Origin of the sequence: Burkholderia metallica, assembly GCF_902832845.1 — a bacterium.
GTDB classification, from domain to species: Bacteria; Pseudomonadota; Gammaproteobacteria; order Burkholderiales; family Burkholderiaceae; genus Burkholderia; species Burkholderia metallica.
Window position 1 is genome coordinate 1,421,069 of sequence record NZ_CADFDB010000001.1, and the last position, 17,671, is coordinate 1,438,739.

Consider the following 17,671-nt stretch of genomic DNA (forward strand, 5'->3'; position numbering starts at 1 on the left):
AAGAATCAAAAGACCAACGAGTGCCTACGCCTGAATACCCGCCCAACCGCTGTCAGGCCGCAGGAAGTGAAGATCGCGGTGGAAGCGAGTATACCCAACCCGGTCGAAGAACTCGAGAATCTGGATCGCGCGCTTGCGGCCGAGCCCCGTCGCGTCGCGGAACGTCGCCGCGTCGAGCCCGCCGCCGAGCGACGGCGCGAGATGCGCGACCAGTGCAGCAAGCTCACGCACGACGTCCGCGTGATAGAACAGGTCGCGCACGACCTGGTGCACGTCGCCGCGCCGCGCGAGCTTGCGCAGCAAGGTCCGCACCGCGTCCTCGGCCGCCCCCGTATCGCGCGCCAGGTCGCGCACCCACGGCGGATCGAAGCGCCCCGCATGCAGCCACGGCAGCAGCTGCTGCGCCAGCGCTTCCTCGCGCGGCTCGAGGCTCACCGCATGCGACGGCAAATGCAGCCACGGCCCGCTGCGCGCCGCTTCGCCGCTCGCCACCAGCGCGTCGACGAGCGCACGCCACAGCGCATCGCCGGCGAGCGGCGCAGCCATCCGCCGCAAGCGCGCGGCGTCGAGCCCCTGCTCGTCCGGCATGCGTTCGTGATACGCACGCAACGTATCGATCGCGCGCGTCTGCATTGCACGCCAGTGCGCATGCGCAATCACCGCGCCGTCGTTCGACGCGGCATCGCGCTGGCCGATCGCCAGCGCATCGTCCGGCAACGCGAGCGCGTTCGGCGCGAAACCCGTCAGATGCGTGAGCGTCGCGCGCGGGATACCGAGCGGCGCCTGCGCGAGCAATGCATCGACGCGTCCTTCGTCGAGCCATTCGGCCAGCGCGTCGAGCCACGCGCGACGCTGCGGCGTGCGACGCTTGCGTGCGGGCCCGAACGGATCGAGCACGCGACCGCCGCCGACCGTGCGCGTCGCCTGCGGATTGCGGACGATGAAGCGGTCGCCCGGCAGCGCGAACACCGGCTCGTCGAAGACCAGTTGCACGCGCATCCGCTGGCCGGCCGCGAGCGTATCGCCGTCGAGCAGCGCGACGTGCGCGACCCGATGCAGCGTGCCGAGATGCACGTGCAGCGGCGCCCAGTGCGTGAGCGTGAGCCCCGCGTCCGCGAGCAGCGTCAGTTCGACGTCGAGACGCGGCGACGTCGCGACGAGCCGCGCATCGGCGACCGTATCGCCGCGCTCCACCTCGGCCTTGTCGACGCCCGCCAGATTCAGTGCGCAACGCTCGCCCGCACGGCCGGCCTCGACCGGCCGGTTCTGCGCATGGATGCTGCGCACGCGCGCCGCGCCGCCCGTGCGCACGATCGCGAGCGTGTCGCCGGTCGCGACGCGGCCCGCGAACGCGGTACCCGTCACGACGGTGCCCTGCCCCGCGAGCGTGAACACGCGATCGACCGCGAGCCGGAAAAGGCCGTCGTCGCGCCGCGCGCGCCATGCGATTGCAGCGTCCGTCAGGTAGCGCTTCAACTCGGCGACGCCGGCATCGCCCGAAGCCGTCGCACGCGTTTCGAAGATCGGCACGCCGGCCAGCGTCGAGTCGCGCAGCCACGCGGCAATCTCGTCGCGCACGTCGGCCACGCGCGCGGCATCGACGCGATCGCACTTCGTCAGCGCGACCGCGCCATGCGTGACGCCGAGCAGTTGCAGGATCGCAAGATGCTCGCGCGTCTGCGGCATCACGCCGTCGTCGGCCGCGATCACGAGCAGCGCGAAGTCGATCCCGCATGCGCCGGCCGCCATCGTATGAATCAGCTTCTCGTGGCCCGGCACGTCGATCAGGCCGAGCACGTCGCCGTTGTCGAGCGGCGTATACGCATAGCCGAGCTCGATCGAGATGCCGCGCGCCTTCTCTTCCTTCAGGCGATCGGTATCGACGCCCGTCAGCGCACGCACGAGCGTCGTCTTGCCGTGGTCGATGTGTCCGGCGGTACCGACGATCATGCAGCGGGCCCCGCGAACGCCCCGCACTGCGCGACGAACGCCGCCTCGTCGGCGGCTTCGAGACAGCGCAGGTCGAGCCGCAGCGCATTGTCGGCCACGCGGCCGATCACCGGGCGCGGCCATTCGCGCAGCCGTTTCTCGAGTTGCGCCAGCGCGCGGCCGGCGCGCTTACCGTCCGCCGTGCGCACGACGAGCCCGGCGCTCGGCAACTGGTCGACCGGCAGCGCGCCGCTGCCGATCTGGCTGAACATCGGCTCTACCGTCACGTCGAAACCGCTGCCGAGCGCGGCCTCCAGCGCCGGACGCACGCGTTCGGCGGCCTCGGCGATCTCGTGCTGCGCGCGCGTGAGCAGGCGCAGCGTCGTGAGCCGGTCACGCAGGAATTCGGGGGACTGGTAGAGACGCAGCACGGGTTCGAGCGCCGCGAGCGTCAGCTTGCCGACGCGCAGCGCACGCTTGAGCGGATGTTTCCTGATCTTCGCGACGAGCGCGCGATCGCCGACGATCAGGCCGGCCTGCGGGCCGCCGAGCAGCTTGTCGCCGCTGAACGTGACAACGTTTGCACCGGCGGCCACGGTTTCCTGCACGGTGGTTTCGTGCGGCAGCCCCCATTGCGTCAGGTCGGCGAGCGTGCCGCTGCCGAGATCGACGGCAACCGGCAGCCCGTGCTCGCGCGCGAGCGGCGCGAGCTCGGCGAGCGTCGCCTCCTTCGTGAAGCCGCTGATCGCGTAGTTGCTGCAGTGCACCTTCATCAGCAGCGCGGTGCGCGGGCCGATGGCATCCGCGTAGTCGCGCAGATGCGTGCGGTTGGTCGTGCCGACTTCACGCAGCCGGGCGCCCGCGCGGCTCATGATGTCGGGAATGCGGAATGCGCCGCCGATTTCGACCAGCTCGCCGCGCGACACGACGACTTCCCGCTTCGTCGCGAGCGCCGACAGCGTCAGCAGCACGGCCGCCGCATTGTTGTTCACGACGGTCGCGGCTTCCGCGCCGGTCAGTTCGCACAGCAGATCGTCGATCAGGTCGTCGCGATCGCCGCGGCGGCCCGTGGCGAGGTCGAATTCGAGGTTGACGGGGCGTGTGAGCGCGTCGACCACGGCCCGCACCGCGTCGTCGGGCAACAGCGCACGCCCGAGGTTCGTGTGCAGCACGGTGCCGGTCAGGTTGAACACGGCGCGCACGGCGCCCGTGCTCTGCGCGGCCAGCGTACGCGCGACGGCCGCGGCGATGCGCGGCTCGTCGAGCGGTTCCGCCGCTGCCGGATCGTGCTGCGCGGCGGTACGCCAGCGTTCGAGCTCGGCGCGCACGGCGTTCAGCACGCGTGTGCGGCCGTAGTCGGCAAGCAGCGGCTGCAGCGGCGCCGACGACAGCACGCGCTCGACCGACGGCACGCGCGCCAGCACGGCATTCAATTCATTCAAACCGGGTTCGGTCACGTCGAGGTGGCTCCAGTCTCATGCTTCACAGTGGGCCGGCACCCGCGCTCGCGCGCCGCCCCGGCCCCTGCCGTCAATCCGCTTCCCGCGCAACGTCCGGCCACAACAGCGGGTTCGGCGAACTGCGCTGATAGCCGGCCTCGTTCATCAGCAGGTCGAGCGTGAGACTCGCGAGATCGTCCGCCAGCGGCTCGAACTCGTAGTCCTTGTCCTGATAGCCGATCTTGCGATAGGTCTTGCACTCGTCGCACGATTCGGCCTTGACGGCTTCGCTGCCGCCCTCGATCCCGTGATATGCGATGCCCTTCGTCGAATCGCAGTGCGAGCACTTCGTGCGCACCATGTGCCATTCGGTCGTGCACAGCCCGCATTGCAGGAAACGGTAGCCCTGGTACTGGCCGCCGACGCGCACGACGCTCGCGACCGGATGCGACCCGCATACGGGGCACAGCCCCGGCTGGTCGAGATACGGGACGTCGGCCGGCGCAACGCGGCTCGCGAGATCCGTCCAGACGACCTGCAGCGCGGCCATCAGGAACGGCGCGGTGGCCGGATCGACTTCGGCGAAGCGCAGCGCGAGGATCGCGTCGGCCTGCGCGTCGAGTTCGGCAGGCGCCATCAGGCGCAGCCGGTCGAGCAGCTTCGCGAGCTGCGGGTTCACGAGCCCGGCGCCTTCGACGCGGTCGAGCAACTCGTACAGCACGGCGCGCCAGCGCGCATCGCGCTCGCCGTCGAGCGCCGGCACGAGCGGCATCGAATGCTGCTGCGCCCGCGCGATCGCGTCCTTCGACGGCAGCGGCAGTTCGAGCGTCTGCAGCGTCGCGTGCTGCGCATCGGCGACGGTGGCCATCAGCCGCAGGTAGCCGCTGATCGGGTTCAGGTCGGCCAGCTTGCGCAGCCGCGCGGCGCGCGCCGCGAACGCGGTGGCGCGCTCCGGCAGGCGAAAGCGCGGAATGGCCGAATGATCGAGTGCCGAGATCTCGGTCGGTTCGAGAATACGTTGTGTCACGAGAATGTCTTCCAAATAAACAAGCGCCGACGAGTCGGCGCTTTCAGGCGGTTCCGACGGCTGACGGGCCGGCCCGCCGCGATCGGCGAGCCGGCCCGCTCCGGTGCGTCATTTCACGCTTTCACGGAACCACTTCGGGTGATGCTTGCGAGCCCAGCCCAGCGTGACGGTGCCGCGCACCATCGCGCCGATCGAGCCCTTCACCCACAACGCCGCATAAATGTGCACGATGATGCTCGCGATCAGCACGAAGGCCGCCACGGCATGCACGACAGCGGCCGCGCGGATCACCCCGATCGGGAAGTAGAACGAGAAGTAGCGCCGCCAGATCACGACTCCCGACAGCAGGAGCAGCAGCAGGCACGCCACCAACGTAAAGAATAGCAGCTTCTGTCCGGCGTTATAGCGCCCGACCGGCGGCAGCTTGTCTTCCTGATTGGTCAGCACGTCGTCGATCTGCCTGAGCCACTGGCGATCGTCCGCGTCGAGCATGTTGTGGTGCCAGAAGCGCACCACCAGGATCGCGAACGACACAAACATCACGAGGCCGACGAACGGGTGCAGGATCCGCGTCCACTGGCCGCCGCCGAACAGCGCGGTCAGCCAGAACATCGACGGATGGAACAGCGCGAGCCCGGACAGCGCGAGCAGCACGAACGTGATCGCGGTGATCCAGTGATTCGTGCGCTCGTTCGGCGTGTAGCGGACGATCAGGTTGGGGTCGTCGTGCTTCATTTCGCGTCCTCCTTGATGCGTCGCGCCTCGGCGCGCGCGGCGGCTTCCTCTTCGTCACTCACCTCGTTCGGACCGACGCGGACGTAGTGGAAGAACCCGGCGAGCGCCGTGAGCGCGAGGCCGGCGACCGCGAGCGGCTTCGCGATGCCCTTCCACAGCTTCACCATCGGGCTGATCGACGGGTTGTCGGGCAGCCCGTGGTACAGCGACGGCTTGTCCGCGTGGTGCAGCACGTACATCACGTGCGTGCCGCCCACCCCTTGCGGGTCGTACAGCCCCGCATGCTCGAAGCCGCGCTCCTTCAGGTCCTCGATCCGCTCGGCCGCGTGCTGCTTCATGTCCTCCTTGGTGCCGAACACGATCGCGCCCGTCGGGCAGGTCTTCACGCAGGCCGGTTCCTGGCCGACCGCGACGCGGTCGGAACAGAGCGTGCACTTGTACGCGCGATGATCCTTCTTCGAGATCCGCGGCACGTTGAACGGGCAGCCGGTCACGCAATAGCCGCAGCCGATGCAGTTCTCCTCGTGGAAATCGACGATCCCGTTGTTGTACTGCACGATCGCGCCCGGCGACGGACACGCCTTCAGGCAGCCCGGATCCTCGCAGTGCATGCAGCCGTCCTTGCGGATCAGCCACTCGAGGTCGCCCGCGGGGTTCTCGTATTCGGAGAACCGCATGACCGTCCACGAATGCTCGGTCAGGTCGGCCGGGTTGTCGTACACGCCGACGTTGGTACCGACTTCGTCGCGCAGGTCGTTCCACTCCATGCATGCCGTCTGGCATGCCTTGCAGCCGATGCACTTCGATACGTCGATCAGCTTCGCGACGCTCCCGGTCACCGGTTCGCGCACCGTGGGCGGTGGCGTCGTGGTGGCCGAGACGCGCTTGATATCCAGCGATTGCAATGCCATCTCTTTCCCCTTACGCCTTTTCGACCTTCACCAGAAACGACTTGAATTCCGGTGTATAGGAGTTGCCGTCGCCCACGGACGGAGTCAGGGTATTGGCGAGATAGCCGGGCTTCGTCAGACCCTTGAAGCCCCAGTGCAACGGGACGCCGACCGTCTGGACCTTCTTGCCGTCGACCGTCAGCGGCTTGATCCGCTTCGTGACGAGGGCGACCGCGACGATGTAGCCGCGCTTGGACGACACCTTCACGCGCTCGCCGTGCGCGACGCCGACTTCCTTCGCGAGATCTTCGCCGATCTCGACGAATTGCTCGGGCTGGATGATCGAGTTCAGCCGCGCATGCTTGGTCCAGTAGTGGAAGTGCTCGGTCAGCCGGTACGTCGTCGCCACGTGCGGGAAGTCTGCCACCTTGCCGAACGACGCGCGGTCGTCCGGGAACACGCGGGCAGCCGGGTTGTTCAGCGCCTGCGGGTTGTTCGGGTGCAGCGGGTTCGCGTCGAGCGGCGTCTCGAACGGCTCGTAGTGCTCGGGGAACGGACCTTCGTTCATCCCCGCGCGCGCGAAGAAGCGTGCGACACCTTCGGGATTCATGATGAACGGCCCCATCCCGTTTTCGGGCGATTCGTCCACCTTGAAGTCCGGCACGTCGGCGCCCTTCCACGCGCTGCCGTTCCAGCCGATCAGCTTGCGGGTCGGGTCGAACGGCTTGCCGGCGACGTCGCACGACGCGCGGTTGTACAGGATCCGCCGGTTCGCCGGCCACGCCCACGCCCAGTTCAGCGTCTGGCCGATGCCGGTCGGGTCGGAGTTGTCGCGCCGCCCCATCTGGTTGCCGGCCTGCGTCCATGCGCCGCAGAAGATCCAGCAGCCGCTCGCGGTCGTGCCGTCGTCCTTCAGCTGCGCGAACCCGGCGAGCTGCTCGCCCTTCTTCACGAGCGTCTTGGTCGGGTCCTTCGGATCGGGCAGATCGGCGAGCGCCTTCCCGTTGAACTCCATCGCGAGCTCTTCGGGCGTCGGGCTTTCCGGGTTCGCGTACGGCCAGGTCAGGTTGACGATCGGGTCCGGATACTTGCCGCCGTCCGTCTGGTACATCTTGCGCATGCGCAGGAACAGCCCGGACATGATCTCGAGGTCGCTCCGTGCTTCGCCCGGCGGCTCCGCGCCCTTCCAGTGCCACTGCAGCACGCGGCTCGAACTCACGAGCGAGCCGTTTTCCTCCGCGAAGCAGGTGGTCGGCAGACGGAACACCTCGGTCTGGATCTTCGACGCATCGACGTCGTTGTAGTCGCCGTGATGCTTCCAGAACTCGGACGTCTCGGTCGCGAGCGGATCCATGATCACGAGCCACTTCAGCTTCGCGAGGCCGGCCGCCGTCTTCACCTTCGACGGCGCCGCCGCGAGCGGGTTGAAGCCCTGGCAGATGTAGCCGTTCATCTTGCCGGCGTTCATCAGCTCGATCGCCTGCATCAGGTCGTACTGCTTGTCCAGCTTCGGCAGGTAGTCGTAAGCCCAGTTGTTCTCGGCGGTCGCCGCATCGCCCCACCACGACTTCATGAAGCTGACGTGGAACGCCTTGTAGTTCTTCCAGTAGCTCAGCTGGTTCGGCCGCAGCGGCAGTTGCACGCGCTTCTTCAGGTAGCCGTCGAAATCCTGCTCGGCCTGCATCGGCAGCGTCATGTAGCCCGGCAGCAGGTTCGACATCAGCCCGAGGTCGGTCAGCCCCTGGATGTTCGAGTGGCCGCGCAGCGCGTTCATCCCGCCGCCGGCGATGCCGATGTTGCCGAGCAGCAGCTGCACCATCGCGCCGGTGCGGATGATCTGCGCGCCGATCGAGTGGTGGGTCCAGCCGAGCGCGTACAGCACCGTGCCGGCGCGGCCGGGAACCGCGGTGGTCGCGAGCATCTCGCACACCTTCAGGAATTTCTCCTTCGGCGTACCGCAGACCTGCTGGACCATGTCCGGCGTATAGCGCGCGTAGTGCTGCTTCAGCAGGTTGTACACGCAGCGCGGATGCTGCAGCGTCGGGTCGACCTTCACGAAGCCGTCGTCGCCGCGCTCGTAGTCCCAGCTCGACTTGTCCGGGTACGCGTGCTTCTCGGCGTCATATCCGGAATAGATGCCGTCGTTGAACGCGAAATCCTCGCGCACGATGAACGAGAAGTCGGTGTAGTTCTTCACGTACTCGTGCTGGATCTTGTCGTTTGTCAGCAGATAGTTGATGACGCCGCCCAGGAAGACGATGTCGGTGCCGGTGCGGATCGGCGCGTAGTAATCGGCCACCGAGGCCGTACGCGTGAAGCGCGGGTCGACGACGATCAGCCGCGCCTTGCGGTGCGCCTTCGCCTCCGTCACCCACTTGAAACCGCAAGGATGGGCCTCGGCTGCATTGCCGCCCATCACGAGAATCACGTCCGCGTTCTTGATGTCGACCCAATGGTTCGTCATCGCTCCACGGCCAAACGTCGGGGCAAGACCTGCCACCGTCGGGCCATGTCAGACACGCGCCTGATTGTCGAATGCGAGCATCCCGAGACTGCGGACCGTCTTGTGCGTCAGGTAGCCCACTTCGTTGCTGCCGGCCGACGCGGCCAGCATGCCGGTGGTCAGCCAGCGGTTGACCTTCGCCCCGTCTTCCGCCGTCTCGACGAAGTTCGCGTCGCGGTCGGCCTTCATCAGCTTCGCGATGCGGTCGAGCGCGTCATTCCACGAGATCGGCTCCCACTTGTCCGAGCCGGGCGCCCGATACTCGGGGTGCGTGAGGCGGTTCGGGCTGTGGATGAAGTCGATCAGGCTCGCGCCCTTCGGGCACAGCGTGCCGCGATTGACGGGGTGGTCGGGATCGCCTTCGATATGGATGATGCTCGGCTGCGCGTTCTTCGCGCCGTCTCCGAGGCTGTACATCAGGATGCCGCAACCCACTGAACAGTAAGGACAGGTGTTGCGCGTTTCGACGGTGCGCGCCAGCTTGTACTGTCGGACTTCGGCGAGCGCTTCGGACGGCGAGAAGCCCATCAGGGCTAGACTCGATCCGGCAAGCGACGTAGCCGTCACCTTCAGGAACTGGCGCCGGGACATTTGTAGCATGGCTGGTCTCGGCGTTATTGTGGGGGTGGGGAAACTGAAAGGAATTATAGACAGTTCGCGCAACTATGTTCGAATCCTCGGATCAATACCGAATTGTATGATTACCAACGATGATCCGCGTTCCGCGCGCACCCGAACCGTCATGAAACGACCGATCACTTCCGAAGCCAGCCGTCTCGCCCAACGACAGGCCAACTGGGCCCTCACCGCGTTCAAGCGCTTTTCGGCCGACCGCTGCTCCGCGATGGCCGCGGGCATCGCATTTTTCTCCGCGTTCTCGCTCGCGCCGATGCTCGTGATGGTGATCGCGGTGGCCGGCTGGTTCTACGGCGACGATGCCGCGCGCGGCCAGGTGTTCGAACAGGCGCACCAGTTGATCGGCGACGATGCGGCGGCCAGCATCCAGACGATCGTGCAGAACGCGCACCGCGCGGGCGAGCGCGGCGGGCTCGCCACCCTGATCTCGTTCGCCGCGCTCGCGATCGGTGCGTCGGCCACCTTCGCGTCGCTCAGCGCCGCGCTCAGCGTGATCTGGCCGGCCACCGAAAACCGCTGGTCGAGCATGCTCGGGCTCGTGCGCGTGCGGCTGATCTCGTTCGGGCTCGTGCTCGGCGTCGCGTTCCTGCTGATCGTGTCGCTCGTGCTCGACACCGCGATCACGTTCGTCGGCACGTGGCTGCTGGGCAATTCGCCGTATGTGGTCGTCACGAACCTCGTGCAGTTCTTCGTCGGCATCGCGGTGCTCGCGGGCGCGTTCGCGTCGCTGATGAAGTTTCTGCCCGATGCGCGCGTCGCATGGCGCGACGCCGCGATCGGCGGCGTCGTGTCCGCGATCCTGTTCTCCGGCGGCAAGAAGCTGTTCGCGCTGTACCTCGCGCACGCGGGCACGGCGAGCGCGTTCGGCGCGGCGGGATCGTTCGCGGTCCTGCTGATGTGGCTGTACTTCTCCGCGATCGTGTTGTTGCTCGGCGCGGAATTCGCGGCGGCCCGGGGCAACGCGCATCGGCCCGCCGGTGCCGCGCAGGCGGCGCCCGTTCGAGCCGACGGGCTCGACGTTCGCAACGGCGACGATTGATTCGCTTCGCTCCCGACACTGCTGGGCACCCCTGCACAACCCGTCCACCGCTTGCAACCACGCGACCCGCCGCGCAATCGCGCGGCGTTGACACGCTCTTTACCTGCGTGCGTAATCGTCGCTGCAACCGCAAACGTTTGCATGCGCCTTTTTCCGTGCGGCAACGGGCCAAAACAGGCTACCCGCCGCGATGCGCACCGTCCGTTGAAACAATCGCACCGCAACAATTGTCAACTATTTCAAAAATGGGAATAGTCGTTGATGTGCTTGATATATATGGACTTTTTCCCGCTGTTACCTTTTCGAGACACTTTATTTTTTAAGCTTTCTTGCGTGTATGGCACTGAGCTATTCTCCAATCCGCAACAAATAACGATGAATCACTTGCGTGGAGAAACTCAACGATGAAGAAACTTGCTCTCTCGACCCTCTCGCTCGCCCTGCTGGGTGCCGCTGGTGCCGCTCAGGCTCAGTCGAGCGTGACGCTCTACGGCGTGATCGACACGTCGATCACGTACGTTCACGGCAACGCCGGTCAAGGTAACAATTCGTGGTCGATGGGTAGCGGCAACCTGCAAGGCAGCCGCTTCGGCCTGAAGGGTTCCGAAGACCTCGGTGGCGGCCTGAAGGCGATCTTCCAGTTGGAAAACGGCTTCAACTCGGCATCGGGCGCACTGGGCCAGGGTGGCCGCATGTTCGGTCGCCAGGCTTTCGTCGGCCTGGAAAGCAGCCAGTTCGGTACGGTAACGCTGGGTCGTCAGTATGACCCGCTCGTCGACCTGGTTCAGGCAGTGACGGCCGACAACTACTTCGGCAGCGTGTTCGCCACGCCGGGTGACGTCGACAACAACGACAACAGCCTGCGCGTCAGCAACGCGATCAAGTACACGTCGCCGGTGTTCGGCGGCCTGCAGTTCGAAGGCATGTACGCGCTCGGCGGCGTCGCCGGCTCGACCGGCAAGGGCCAGACGTGGGCCGCAGCCGCAGCGTACAACAACGGCCCGCTCGGCGTGGCTGCAGGTTACTTCCACGCAAACAACGCATCGGCGCTCACCGCTGGCAAGCGCAGCGGCTGGACCGGTACGTCGGACGCAATCTTCGACGGCGACTCGGGCACGACCTTCATCAACAACGCGTTCACGTCGTCGACGTCGATCGGCATCGCGCAAGTGGCCGCCCAGTACGCATTCGGCCCGGTGACGGTCGGTGCCGGCTACAGCAACGCCCAGTACAAGGCTGACGGCGCGTCGACGTTCGGCACGAACCAGAAGTACAACACGGGTCGCGGTTTCGTCACGTACCAGGCATCGGCACCGCTGCTGCTGGGCCTCGGCTACATCTACACGAAGGGTAGCGGCGACAACAACGCCAAGTACCATCAGGTTTCGCTCGGTGCGGACTACTCGCTGTCGAAGCGCACCGACGTGTACCTGGTCGGCGCATACCAGCATGCAAGCGGCCACAACGCCGACGGCAGCGATGCTCAGGCATCGGTTGGCTCGTACGGCATCGCCGGCAAGAGCTCGCAGGAAATCGTCGCACTCGGCATGCGCCACAAGTTCTAAAAACGAAGTATCCGGTGTGCATGGCGTCTCCGACGCCCTGCCGCCGACCTGGAAAGCCAGTCACCGGTTTCGGCCGTGGCTGGCTTTTTTTCGTCCGTCGCCGGCAGCCAGCCCGGCACCCTCTGCACGGGCCGCCGCGCAAAAAACGGTCCCGATGTACCTCGGCCGACCGGCAGCGGCACCTGGCGCCCGCAACGCGTGCGCAGCCGCCTTTCCGGATGTCCGCGCAGGTCGCCATTTCTCCTCGCGACGACTACCATCCGCACTGTCGGCACCCACGGTTCATCCGGTGTGACGATTGTTTGCTCCGCATGTCGATTTCGGCGAGCGTCGTCCGTCGTATCGATGGCGGCACATGGTTCGCCCCAGTCCCATACAGACAGAGAGACAGACAGGAGCTTCGTCATGACGATTCAAAAGATCACGCCTTTCCTGTGGTATTCGACGGAAGCCGAAGAAGCCGCGGCCTTCTATGCGGGCATCTTTCCGGATTCGCGCGTCGTGCGCGTCACGGCGGTGCCCGGCGCCGAAGGCACGCGGATGGTCGAGTTCGAGCTGTTCGGGCAGCCGTTCTTCGCGATGAGCCACTCGCGCACCGAGACGTTCAATCACGCGATCTCGCTGCTGGTCAGTTGCGCCGATCAGGCGGAACTCGACCGCTACTGGGACGCGCTGATCGGCAACGGCGGCACCGCCGACGCGTGCGGCTGGCTGCGGGACCGCTACGGCGTCTCGTGGCAGATCGTTCCGGAGACGTTGATCCCGATGGTGTCCGACCGCGATACGGTCAAGGCCACGCGCGTGGCCGCCGCGATGATGCAGATGATCAAGCTCGACGACGCCGCGCTGAAAGCCGCCTACGCCGGCACGGCGAGCTGACGCAGCACGCCGCACCGCGCATGCGCGAAGGCGCGCCGGGCCGCTGACAGATGTCGGGCGTGCGGCTCCGACGGCATGCGCGTGCGGTTGCCGTGCGAAGGCCCCAACGATCCCGATCGGTGCCGGCCCGCACGTCGATCACGTTCGCGGCATCTGCCGCTGCGTCGACAGCAGCATCGATTCGGCCGTTCGCCACTCGTGGCCGATGAATGCGGCGAGCGGTTCGCCCGACAGGATCGCCGCGTGTTCGTCGCGGAGAACAGGCGGCGCGTGCGGCCACCACCACCGGCCGGTACGTTTCCGGCAGGCGCTCCCAAGCACCCCCGTCGCGGCGACGTCCTTGGGCGCGATCCTGCCAGTCGCGGCGCTGTACCCGATGCGTGCGAGCGCAAGCACCACATTGCGCTCGTCACTGCACCGGTCTGGTTCGGCATTCCACTGCGCGACCGTCGCGAGCAGCACGGTGGAGAAATCGCACGTGCGCACCGGTTCGAGCGATGCAATCGCCGGCGTGCTGGCCGGCACGACACTGTGCCAACACACCTTCGTCAACAGGATCGCAAGATCGTGATCGACGAGCCGCGGTTCGACGATGCCGGCTCCCAGGTCGCGACGCAGCCACTCGCCGAACTGCCGTTCGCGCCGCGCCGGATGACGCCACGGCACGGCACGACTTCATCGTGCGCGACGGCGGTCGCTTCCAGTGCGCGCACGCCGCCGTCGCGGGCGGACGGCGCCGACAAGGCAAGCAGGTCGAGCATCAGCGCATGTCGCGCCGGCTCGTCGGCTCGTCGGCTCGTCGGCCGAACCGACACGGTCGCCAGCAGGTCGATGTCGCTGCGCGGTTTCAGGCCGCCGTCGAGCGCCGACCCGAACAGGTGTATCGCCTTCAACGTCGCGCCGAGATGCCGCTCGATCGTGCGGCACGCCATGGCGACCTGGGCGGCGATTTCGTCGGGAATGGATGCGGTCACGATGCGCGTGTCTCGCGATGCGCATGCAACGGGCGCAGCGAGCGCGACGGGCGCCTGCGAATCGACCGCGAACCCGGGCGAGGATAGCGATTCGTCATCGCGCATGCGCGGCCCGTCATCCCGGCTGCGCCACGCGCCGAACCGGCCTTCCGCCGGACCACCGCTTCACCGCTTCACCGCTTCTCTGCTTCTCCGCCGCGCGATTTGCGCAGCGCAATAAAAATCCCCGCACGCTTTCGCGTACGGGGATCGTCGGACATCGCAGCGGCTGCCGAATACATTCGGCAGCCGCCGGGCGGCATTACGCTGCCGCGTCCTTCAGCTTCTTCAGCGCACGTGCCTTCACGCGCACGCTGGCCGGCTTCGCCGGGAACCAACGCTCTTCGCCCGTGAACGGATCCTTGCCGAAGCGCTTCTTCTTCGCCGGCACGACTTGTGCCGTGATCTTCAGCAGACCCGGCAGCGTGAACTCGCCCGCGCCCTTCTTGTGGACCGAGCCCAGCACGACGTTCTCGAGTGCGACGAGCACTGCCTTGACTGCCTTCACTTCGACAGCTGCGCGCTCAGCGATGTGCGTGGCGAGCGATGCCTTCGTGAACTTGTCCTTCAGCGGCGTCGGAGCGGCCGGTGCCGCCTTCGCGACAACCTTCTTCGCCACTACTTTCTTCGCGGGCGCAGCCTTTTTGGCAGCCACTTTCTTGGTCGCCGGTGCGGCAGCCTTCTTGGCCACCTTTTTTGCGGAAGTCGCCATGTTTCTCCTACCAGGTGTGGTCGTTGGATACACGAAGCGTGCAACGCGCGCGCTTCAACGCCGGATTCTACAAGCGCCTTGACGCTTCGTGCAGTACTTTTATGCGTTTTCCCGGGGTTTCCCGCAGGTTTTTTTGCATGCGGCCGCGTTCATCGACGCTCGAGCATCGAAAAACGCCTTCACGTAGGCACCCGAACGCGAATTACGTTCGATATTTGCGCACCTATACTGGGCGCGCTCAATGCCCGGATGCCTCCATGCGCGAAGCCAGATACGTCAAAGGACTCGACGGCCTGCGAGCCCTCGCCGTCATCCTCGTTTTCCTGTCCCACAAAGGCCACGTCCTTGCCGTCGACGTCGGCAAGCTCGGCGTGTGGACGTTTTTCCTCATCAGCGGATTCCTGATCGTCGGCGAGCTGCATCGCAATCGCCAGGCCGTCGAGTGCGGCACCATGACGCGCCGCCACGCGTTCGCGCTGTTCCTCGCGAAGCGCGCGCTGCGGATCTTTCCCGTGTACTACCTGCTGCTCGCCGCGCTCGCGATCGCGCACGCGCTGTTCTACCAGCGCGGCGTCAATCTCGGGCTCGCGTGGCACGCGGCGTTCCTGTCGAATTACTGGATCGGTGTCGTGAAGGACGGCTGGCCGGGCTCCACGTCGCACTTCTGGAGCCTCGCGGTTGAACAGCAGTTCTATCTGATCGCTCCGCTCGCGCTGCTCGCGGTGCCTGCCGCGCGACACGTCGCGCTCGGCGTCGCGGCCGTCGTGCTGTGTGCGTTCGCGCATCTCGCGCTCTACCTGTGCGACGCGTCGCCGGTGCTGATCTACGCGTTTTCCCCGTGGAATTTCGCGCTGATCGCGCTCGGCGGCGTCGGCGCGATGGCGCTCGCCGATCGCGGCACGGCCGTCGTACGGCGCGCGCCGCCCGGCTGGCTCGGCGCGGCAGGCGTCGTGTTCTTCCTCGTGCTGCCCGCGTGCACGGCGCTGCCCGACACGCTCGCGGGACTCGCGGATCTCGGCCTGTCCGCGTCGCTCGGCGCGCTGCTGCTGTGGATCGTCCGCAAACCCGGGCATCCCGTCGTCGCGCTGCTCGACCGGGCGCCGCTCGTCTATCTCGGCACCATCAGCTACGGCTTCTACCTGTTCCACAACCTGATTCCGGCGCGCTTCGGCGTGCTGCCCACGCACGTCGCACATGTCGCGATACCGGAAATCGTGCGCGACACGCTGCCAGAGATACTCCAGTTCGCACTCGCCGTGCTGCTCGCACACCTGTCCTGGCGCTATCTTGAAAAGCGGCTGCTCGATTTCAAGAAGCCGGTCGCCGCGATGCTGGCCCGGCATTTCGTCGCGCGGCCGAGCACGTCGGCGCGTTGAACGCCGCACGGACGCGGCGGCAATCGAACGGGAAAACCGCGATTCGGGCCGCGCGCGCAAGCTGACGATCGACCGACGCGGTTTCGCGCCGTCGTGGCGTCGTGGCGTCGTTGCGTCGTGGCGTCGCATTATCGACCGGCCCCGGCGCAAACCGTGCGGTCGAACGTCGACGTTCAGCGCATCGCGCTACCGGACCGCACCGCCGGCCCGATCACTCTGCCGCCCGCTGCGGCACCGGCTTCAGGCGTGGCATTCGTTCCCGTCGGAACACCCCGCTTCGCACGCGGCACGGCACGCCCAGCCGCGCAAACCCGCCACCCTGCACGCCGACGGCGCGCGCCAATCACGCATCTGCACCACGATCACGCATCCGCGCCCCGCACACGCAAAAAAGCCCCGACGCGCGAGCGGCCGGGGCCAACGGAACAACCACCACCTGAAACAACGGAGCGCGCGGCCGCCTAGGCGACAGCAGCCAGCGCGGGCAAGCAGGTACGCAGATACGCCTCGAATTCGCGGCTTACTTCCGGATGCTGAAGCGCGAGCTCGACGGTCGCCTTGAGATAGCCGAGCTTGCTGCCGCAGTCGAAGCGCGTGCCGTAGTAGCGATACGCGAGCACCTGCTCGTTCGCGAGCAGCGACTGGACCGCATCGGTCAGCTGCAACTCGCCGCCGGCGCCCGGCTTGAGCTTGCGCAGGTGATCGAAGATCGTCGGCATGAACACGTAGCGGCCGACCACGCCGAGATTCGACGGCGCATCCTCGGGCGCGGGCTTCTCGATGATGCCCGACAGCTTGATGATGTCCTCTTCCCATTCGCGGCCTTCGACGACGCCGTACGAACGGCTGTCCTCGCGCGGGATCGTCTCGACCCCGATCACCGAGCTGTGATAGTGGTCGAACACGTCGACGAGCTGCTTGAGCACCGGCTGTTCGCCGTGCAGCAGGTCGTCGGCGAGGATCACCGCGAACGGCTCGCCGTGCACCAGCTTCTCCGCGCACAGCACCGCGTGACCGAGGCCGAGCGCTTCCGGCTGGCGCACGTAGAAGCAGTTGACATGGCTCGGCTTGATGCCGCGCACGAGCTCCAGCAGCTTTTCCTTGCCGCGCGCCTCGAGTTCGGCCTCGATCTCGTACGACTTGTCGAAGTGATCCTCGATTGCGCGCTTGCTGCGCCCGGTGACGAAGATCATCTCGGTGATACCGGCGTTGATCGCTTCCTCGACCGCGTACTGAATCAGCGGCTTGTCGACGACGGGCAGCATTTCCTTCGGGCTCGCCTTCGTTGCCGGGAGGAACCGCGTGCCGAGACCGGCAACGGGGAACACGGCCTTGGTGACTTTCAACATGTTCGCATCCTGATTGCGTTGACTGCGCCGCGTCGACCTGCGACCCGGCGCGATTGTGTTCCGAACGGCATATCGAGAATCGACGGTACGGCCAATTCGACTCCGCTCATTTTCGATATGGACTGATTGCCCAATGATTCCGGAAAAAATATAATCCTTTCAACCCGGTCGACATTACCGAACCGAGTGCCGAGGCAGAAACAAATTACCGATTTTCCAGATACAAATTCTTACGATTCGAATTCCTCGATATAGGGCACGCCGCCCCGTTCGAGACCCGGGCGAATCGGCTCGTTCTTCAGCGCCTCGCGGTACGCCGACAGCACGGCCATGACCAGCAGTACTGCAGCGCTCGCGATCCAATGCATGTCCATCTTGCCGCTCCTTGCATCAATCAACTGGAGCTTCAAACTATCAGAAAAAAATCGGTAAATAATTGACCCGTGTCGCAGAACCGCTTTCTGAACGCGATTGAACCATGATGCGGAATACCGATATTTCAGGGCGAGATTTTTTTATTCATTGATCGAATTCTTGCGCATTACGATTGAATGAAACTTCCCGTCCATCCGTCGCAAG

The 17,671-nt window shown here is 66.1% G+C and carries 13 protein-coding genes and 1 pseudogene; 4 read left to right on the forward strand and 10 right to left on the reverse strand.

Annotated features, from left to right (window positions below):
* Window positions 1–24: 24 nt before the first annotated feature.
* The 6 genes from selB to fdnG all read right to left on the reverse strand — a co-directional run bounded on the left by selB (window position 25) and on the right by fdnG (window position 9,123).
* Window positions 25–1,950 carry a selenocysteine-specific translation elongation factor gene (selB, locus tag HWX08_RS06240; protein ID WP_174922589.1) on the reverse strand — a complete coding sequence of 642 codons (1,926 nt, stop codon included), beginning with the start codon at window positions 1,948–1,950 and terminating at the stop codon, window positions 25–27.
* On the reverse strand, window positions 1,947–3,386 hold the full coding sequence (gene selA, locus HWX08_RS06245) for an L-seryl-tRNA(Sec) selenium transferase (protein ID WP_174922588.1): 1,440 nt from the start codon (window positions 3,384–3,386) through the stop codon (window positions 1,947–1,949). The genes selB and selA overlap by 4 nt, the downstream gene beginning before the upstream one ends.
* Window positions 3,387–3,459: 73 nt before the next feature.
* Entirely contained in the window at window positions 3,460–4,395 is a 936-nt protein-coding gene (gene fdhE / locus HWX08_RS06250; protein WP_174922587.1) for a formate dehydrogenase accessory protein FdhE, read from the reverse strand.
* Between the two features lie 108 nt (window positions 4,396–4,503).
* A complete protein-coding gene (locus HWX08_RS06255) occupies window positions 4,504–5,130 on the reverse strand; it encodes a formate dehydrogenase subunit gamma (RefSeq protein WP_069259555.1) in 627 nt (208 codons plus the stop codon).
* A complete protein-coding gene (fdxH, locus tag HWX08_RS06260) occupies window positions 5,127–6,041 on the reverse strand; it encodes a formate dehydrogenase subunit beta (RefSeq protein WP_069259554.1) in 915 nt (304 codons plus the stop codon). The genes HWX08_RS06255 and fdxH overlap by 4 nt, the downstream gene beginning before the upstream one ends.
* A gap of 10 nt (window positions 6,042–6,051) precedes the next feature.
* A complete protein-coding gene (gene fdnG, locus HWX08_RS06265; protein WP_107313295.1) occupies window positions 6,052–9,123 on the reverse strand; it encodes a formate dehydrogenase-N subunit alpha in 3,072 nt (1,023 codons plus the stop codon).
* Window positions 9,124–9,265: 142 nt separating this feature from the next.
* Here fdnG and HWX08_RS06270 point away from each other — a divergent pair, with 142 nt between their 5' ends.
* From HWX08_RS06270 to HWX08_RS06280, 3 genes are all read left to right on the forward strand, one after another.
* Entirely contained in the window at window positions 9,266–10,198 is a 933-nt protein-coding gene (locus tag HWX08_RS06270; protein WP_069261112.1) for a YihY/virulence factor BrkB family protein, read from the forward strand.
* Between the two features lie 404 nt (window positions 10,199–10,602).
* The gene (locus HWX08_RS06275) at window positions 10,603–11,763 is read left to right on the forward strand and encodes a porin (RefSeq protein ID WP_174922586.1); all 1,161 of its coding nucleotides are present in this window, start codon (window positions 10,603–10,605) and stop codon (window positions 11,761–11,763) included.
* 405 nt (window positions 11,764–12,168) lie between these two features.
* On the forward strand, window positions 12,169–12,642 hold the full coding sequence (locus HWX08_RS06280) for a VOC family protein (RefSeq protein ID WP_069259551.1): 474 nt from the start codon (window positions 12,169–12,171) through the stop codon (window positions 12,640–12,642).
* A gap of 138 nt (window positions 12,643–12,780) precedes the next feature.
* Here the strand turns inward: HWX08_RS06280 and HWX08_RS34280 are convergent.
* Together HWX08_RS34280 and HWX08_RS06290 are read right to left on the reverse strand one after the other, a co-directional pair.
* Window positions 12,781–13,616: pseudogene (locus HWX08_RS34280) on the reverse strand (aminoglycoside adenylyltransferase family protein).
* Between the two features lie 301 nt (window positions 13,617–13,917).
* On the reverse strand, window positions 13,918–14,367 hold the full coding sequence (locus HWX08_RS06290; protein WP_011355701.1) for an HU family DNA-binding protein: 450 nt from the start codon (window positions 14,365–14,367) through the stop codon (window positions 13,918–13,920).
* A gap of 257 nt (window positions 14,368–14,624) precedes the next feature.
* Here HWX08_RS06290 and HWX08_RS06295 point away from each other — a divergent pair, with 257 nt between their 5' ends.
* On the forward strand, window positions 14,625–15,743 hold the full coding sequence (locus HWX08_RS06295; RefSeq protein WP_174922585.1) for an acyltransferase family protein: 1,119 nt from the start codon (window positions 14,625–14,627) through the stop codon (window positions 15,741–15,743).
* Between the two features lie 461 nt (window positions 15,744–16,204).
* Here the strand turns inward: HWX08_RS06295 and galU are convergent, their stop codons facing one another.
* Window positions 16,205–17,092: a UTP--glucose-1-phosphate uridylyltransferase GalU gene (gene galU / locus HWX08_RS06300; RefSeq protein WP_006482949.1), complete on the reverse strand. Its 888-nt coding sequence runs from the start codon at window positions 17,090–17,092 to the stop codon at window positions 16,205–16,207.
* Between the two features lie 230 nt (window positions 17,093–17,322).
* Complete coding sequence (locus HWX08_RS06305; protein ID WP_006479318.1) at window positions 17,323–17,466, reverse strand: hypothetical protein; 144 nt, start codon at window positions 17,464–17,466, stop codon at window positions 17,323–17,325.
* Window positions 17,467–17,671 lie beyond the last annotated feature (205 nt).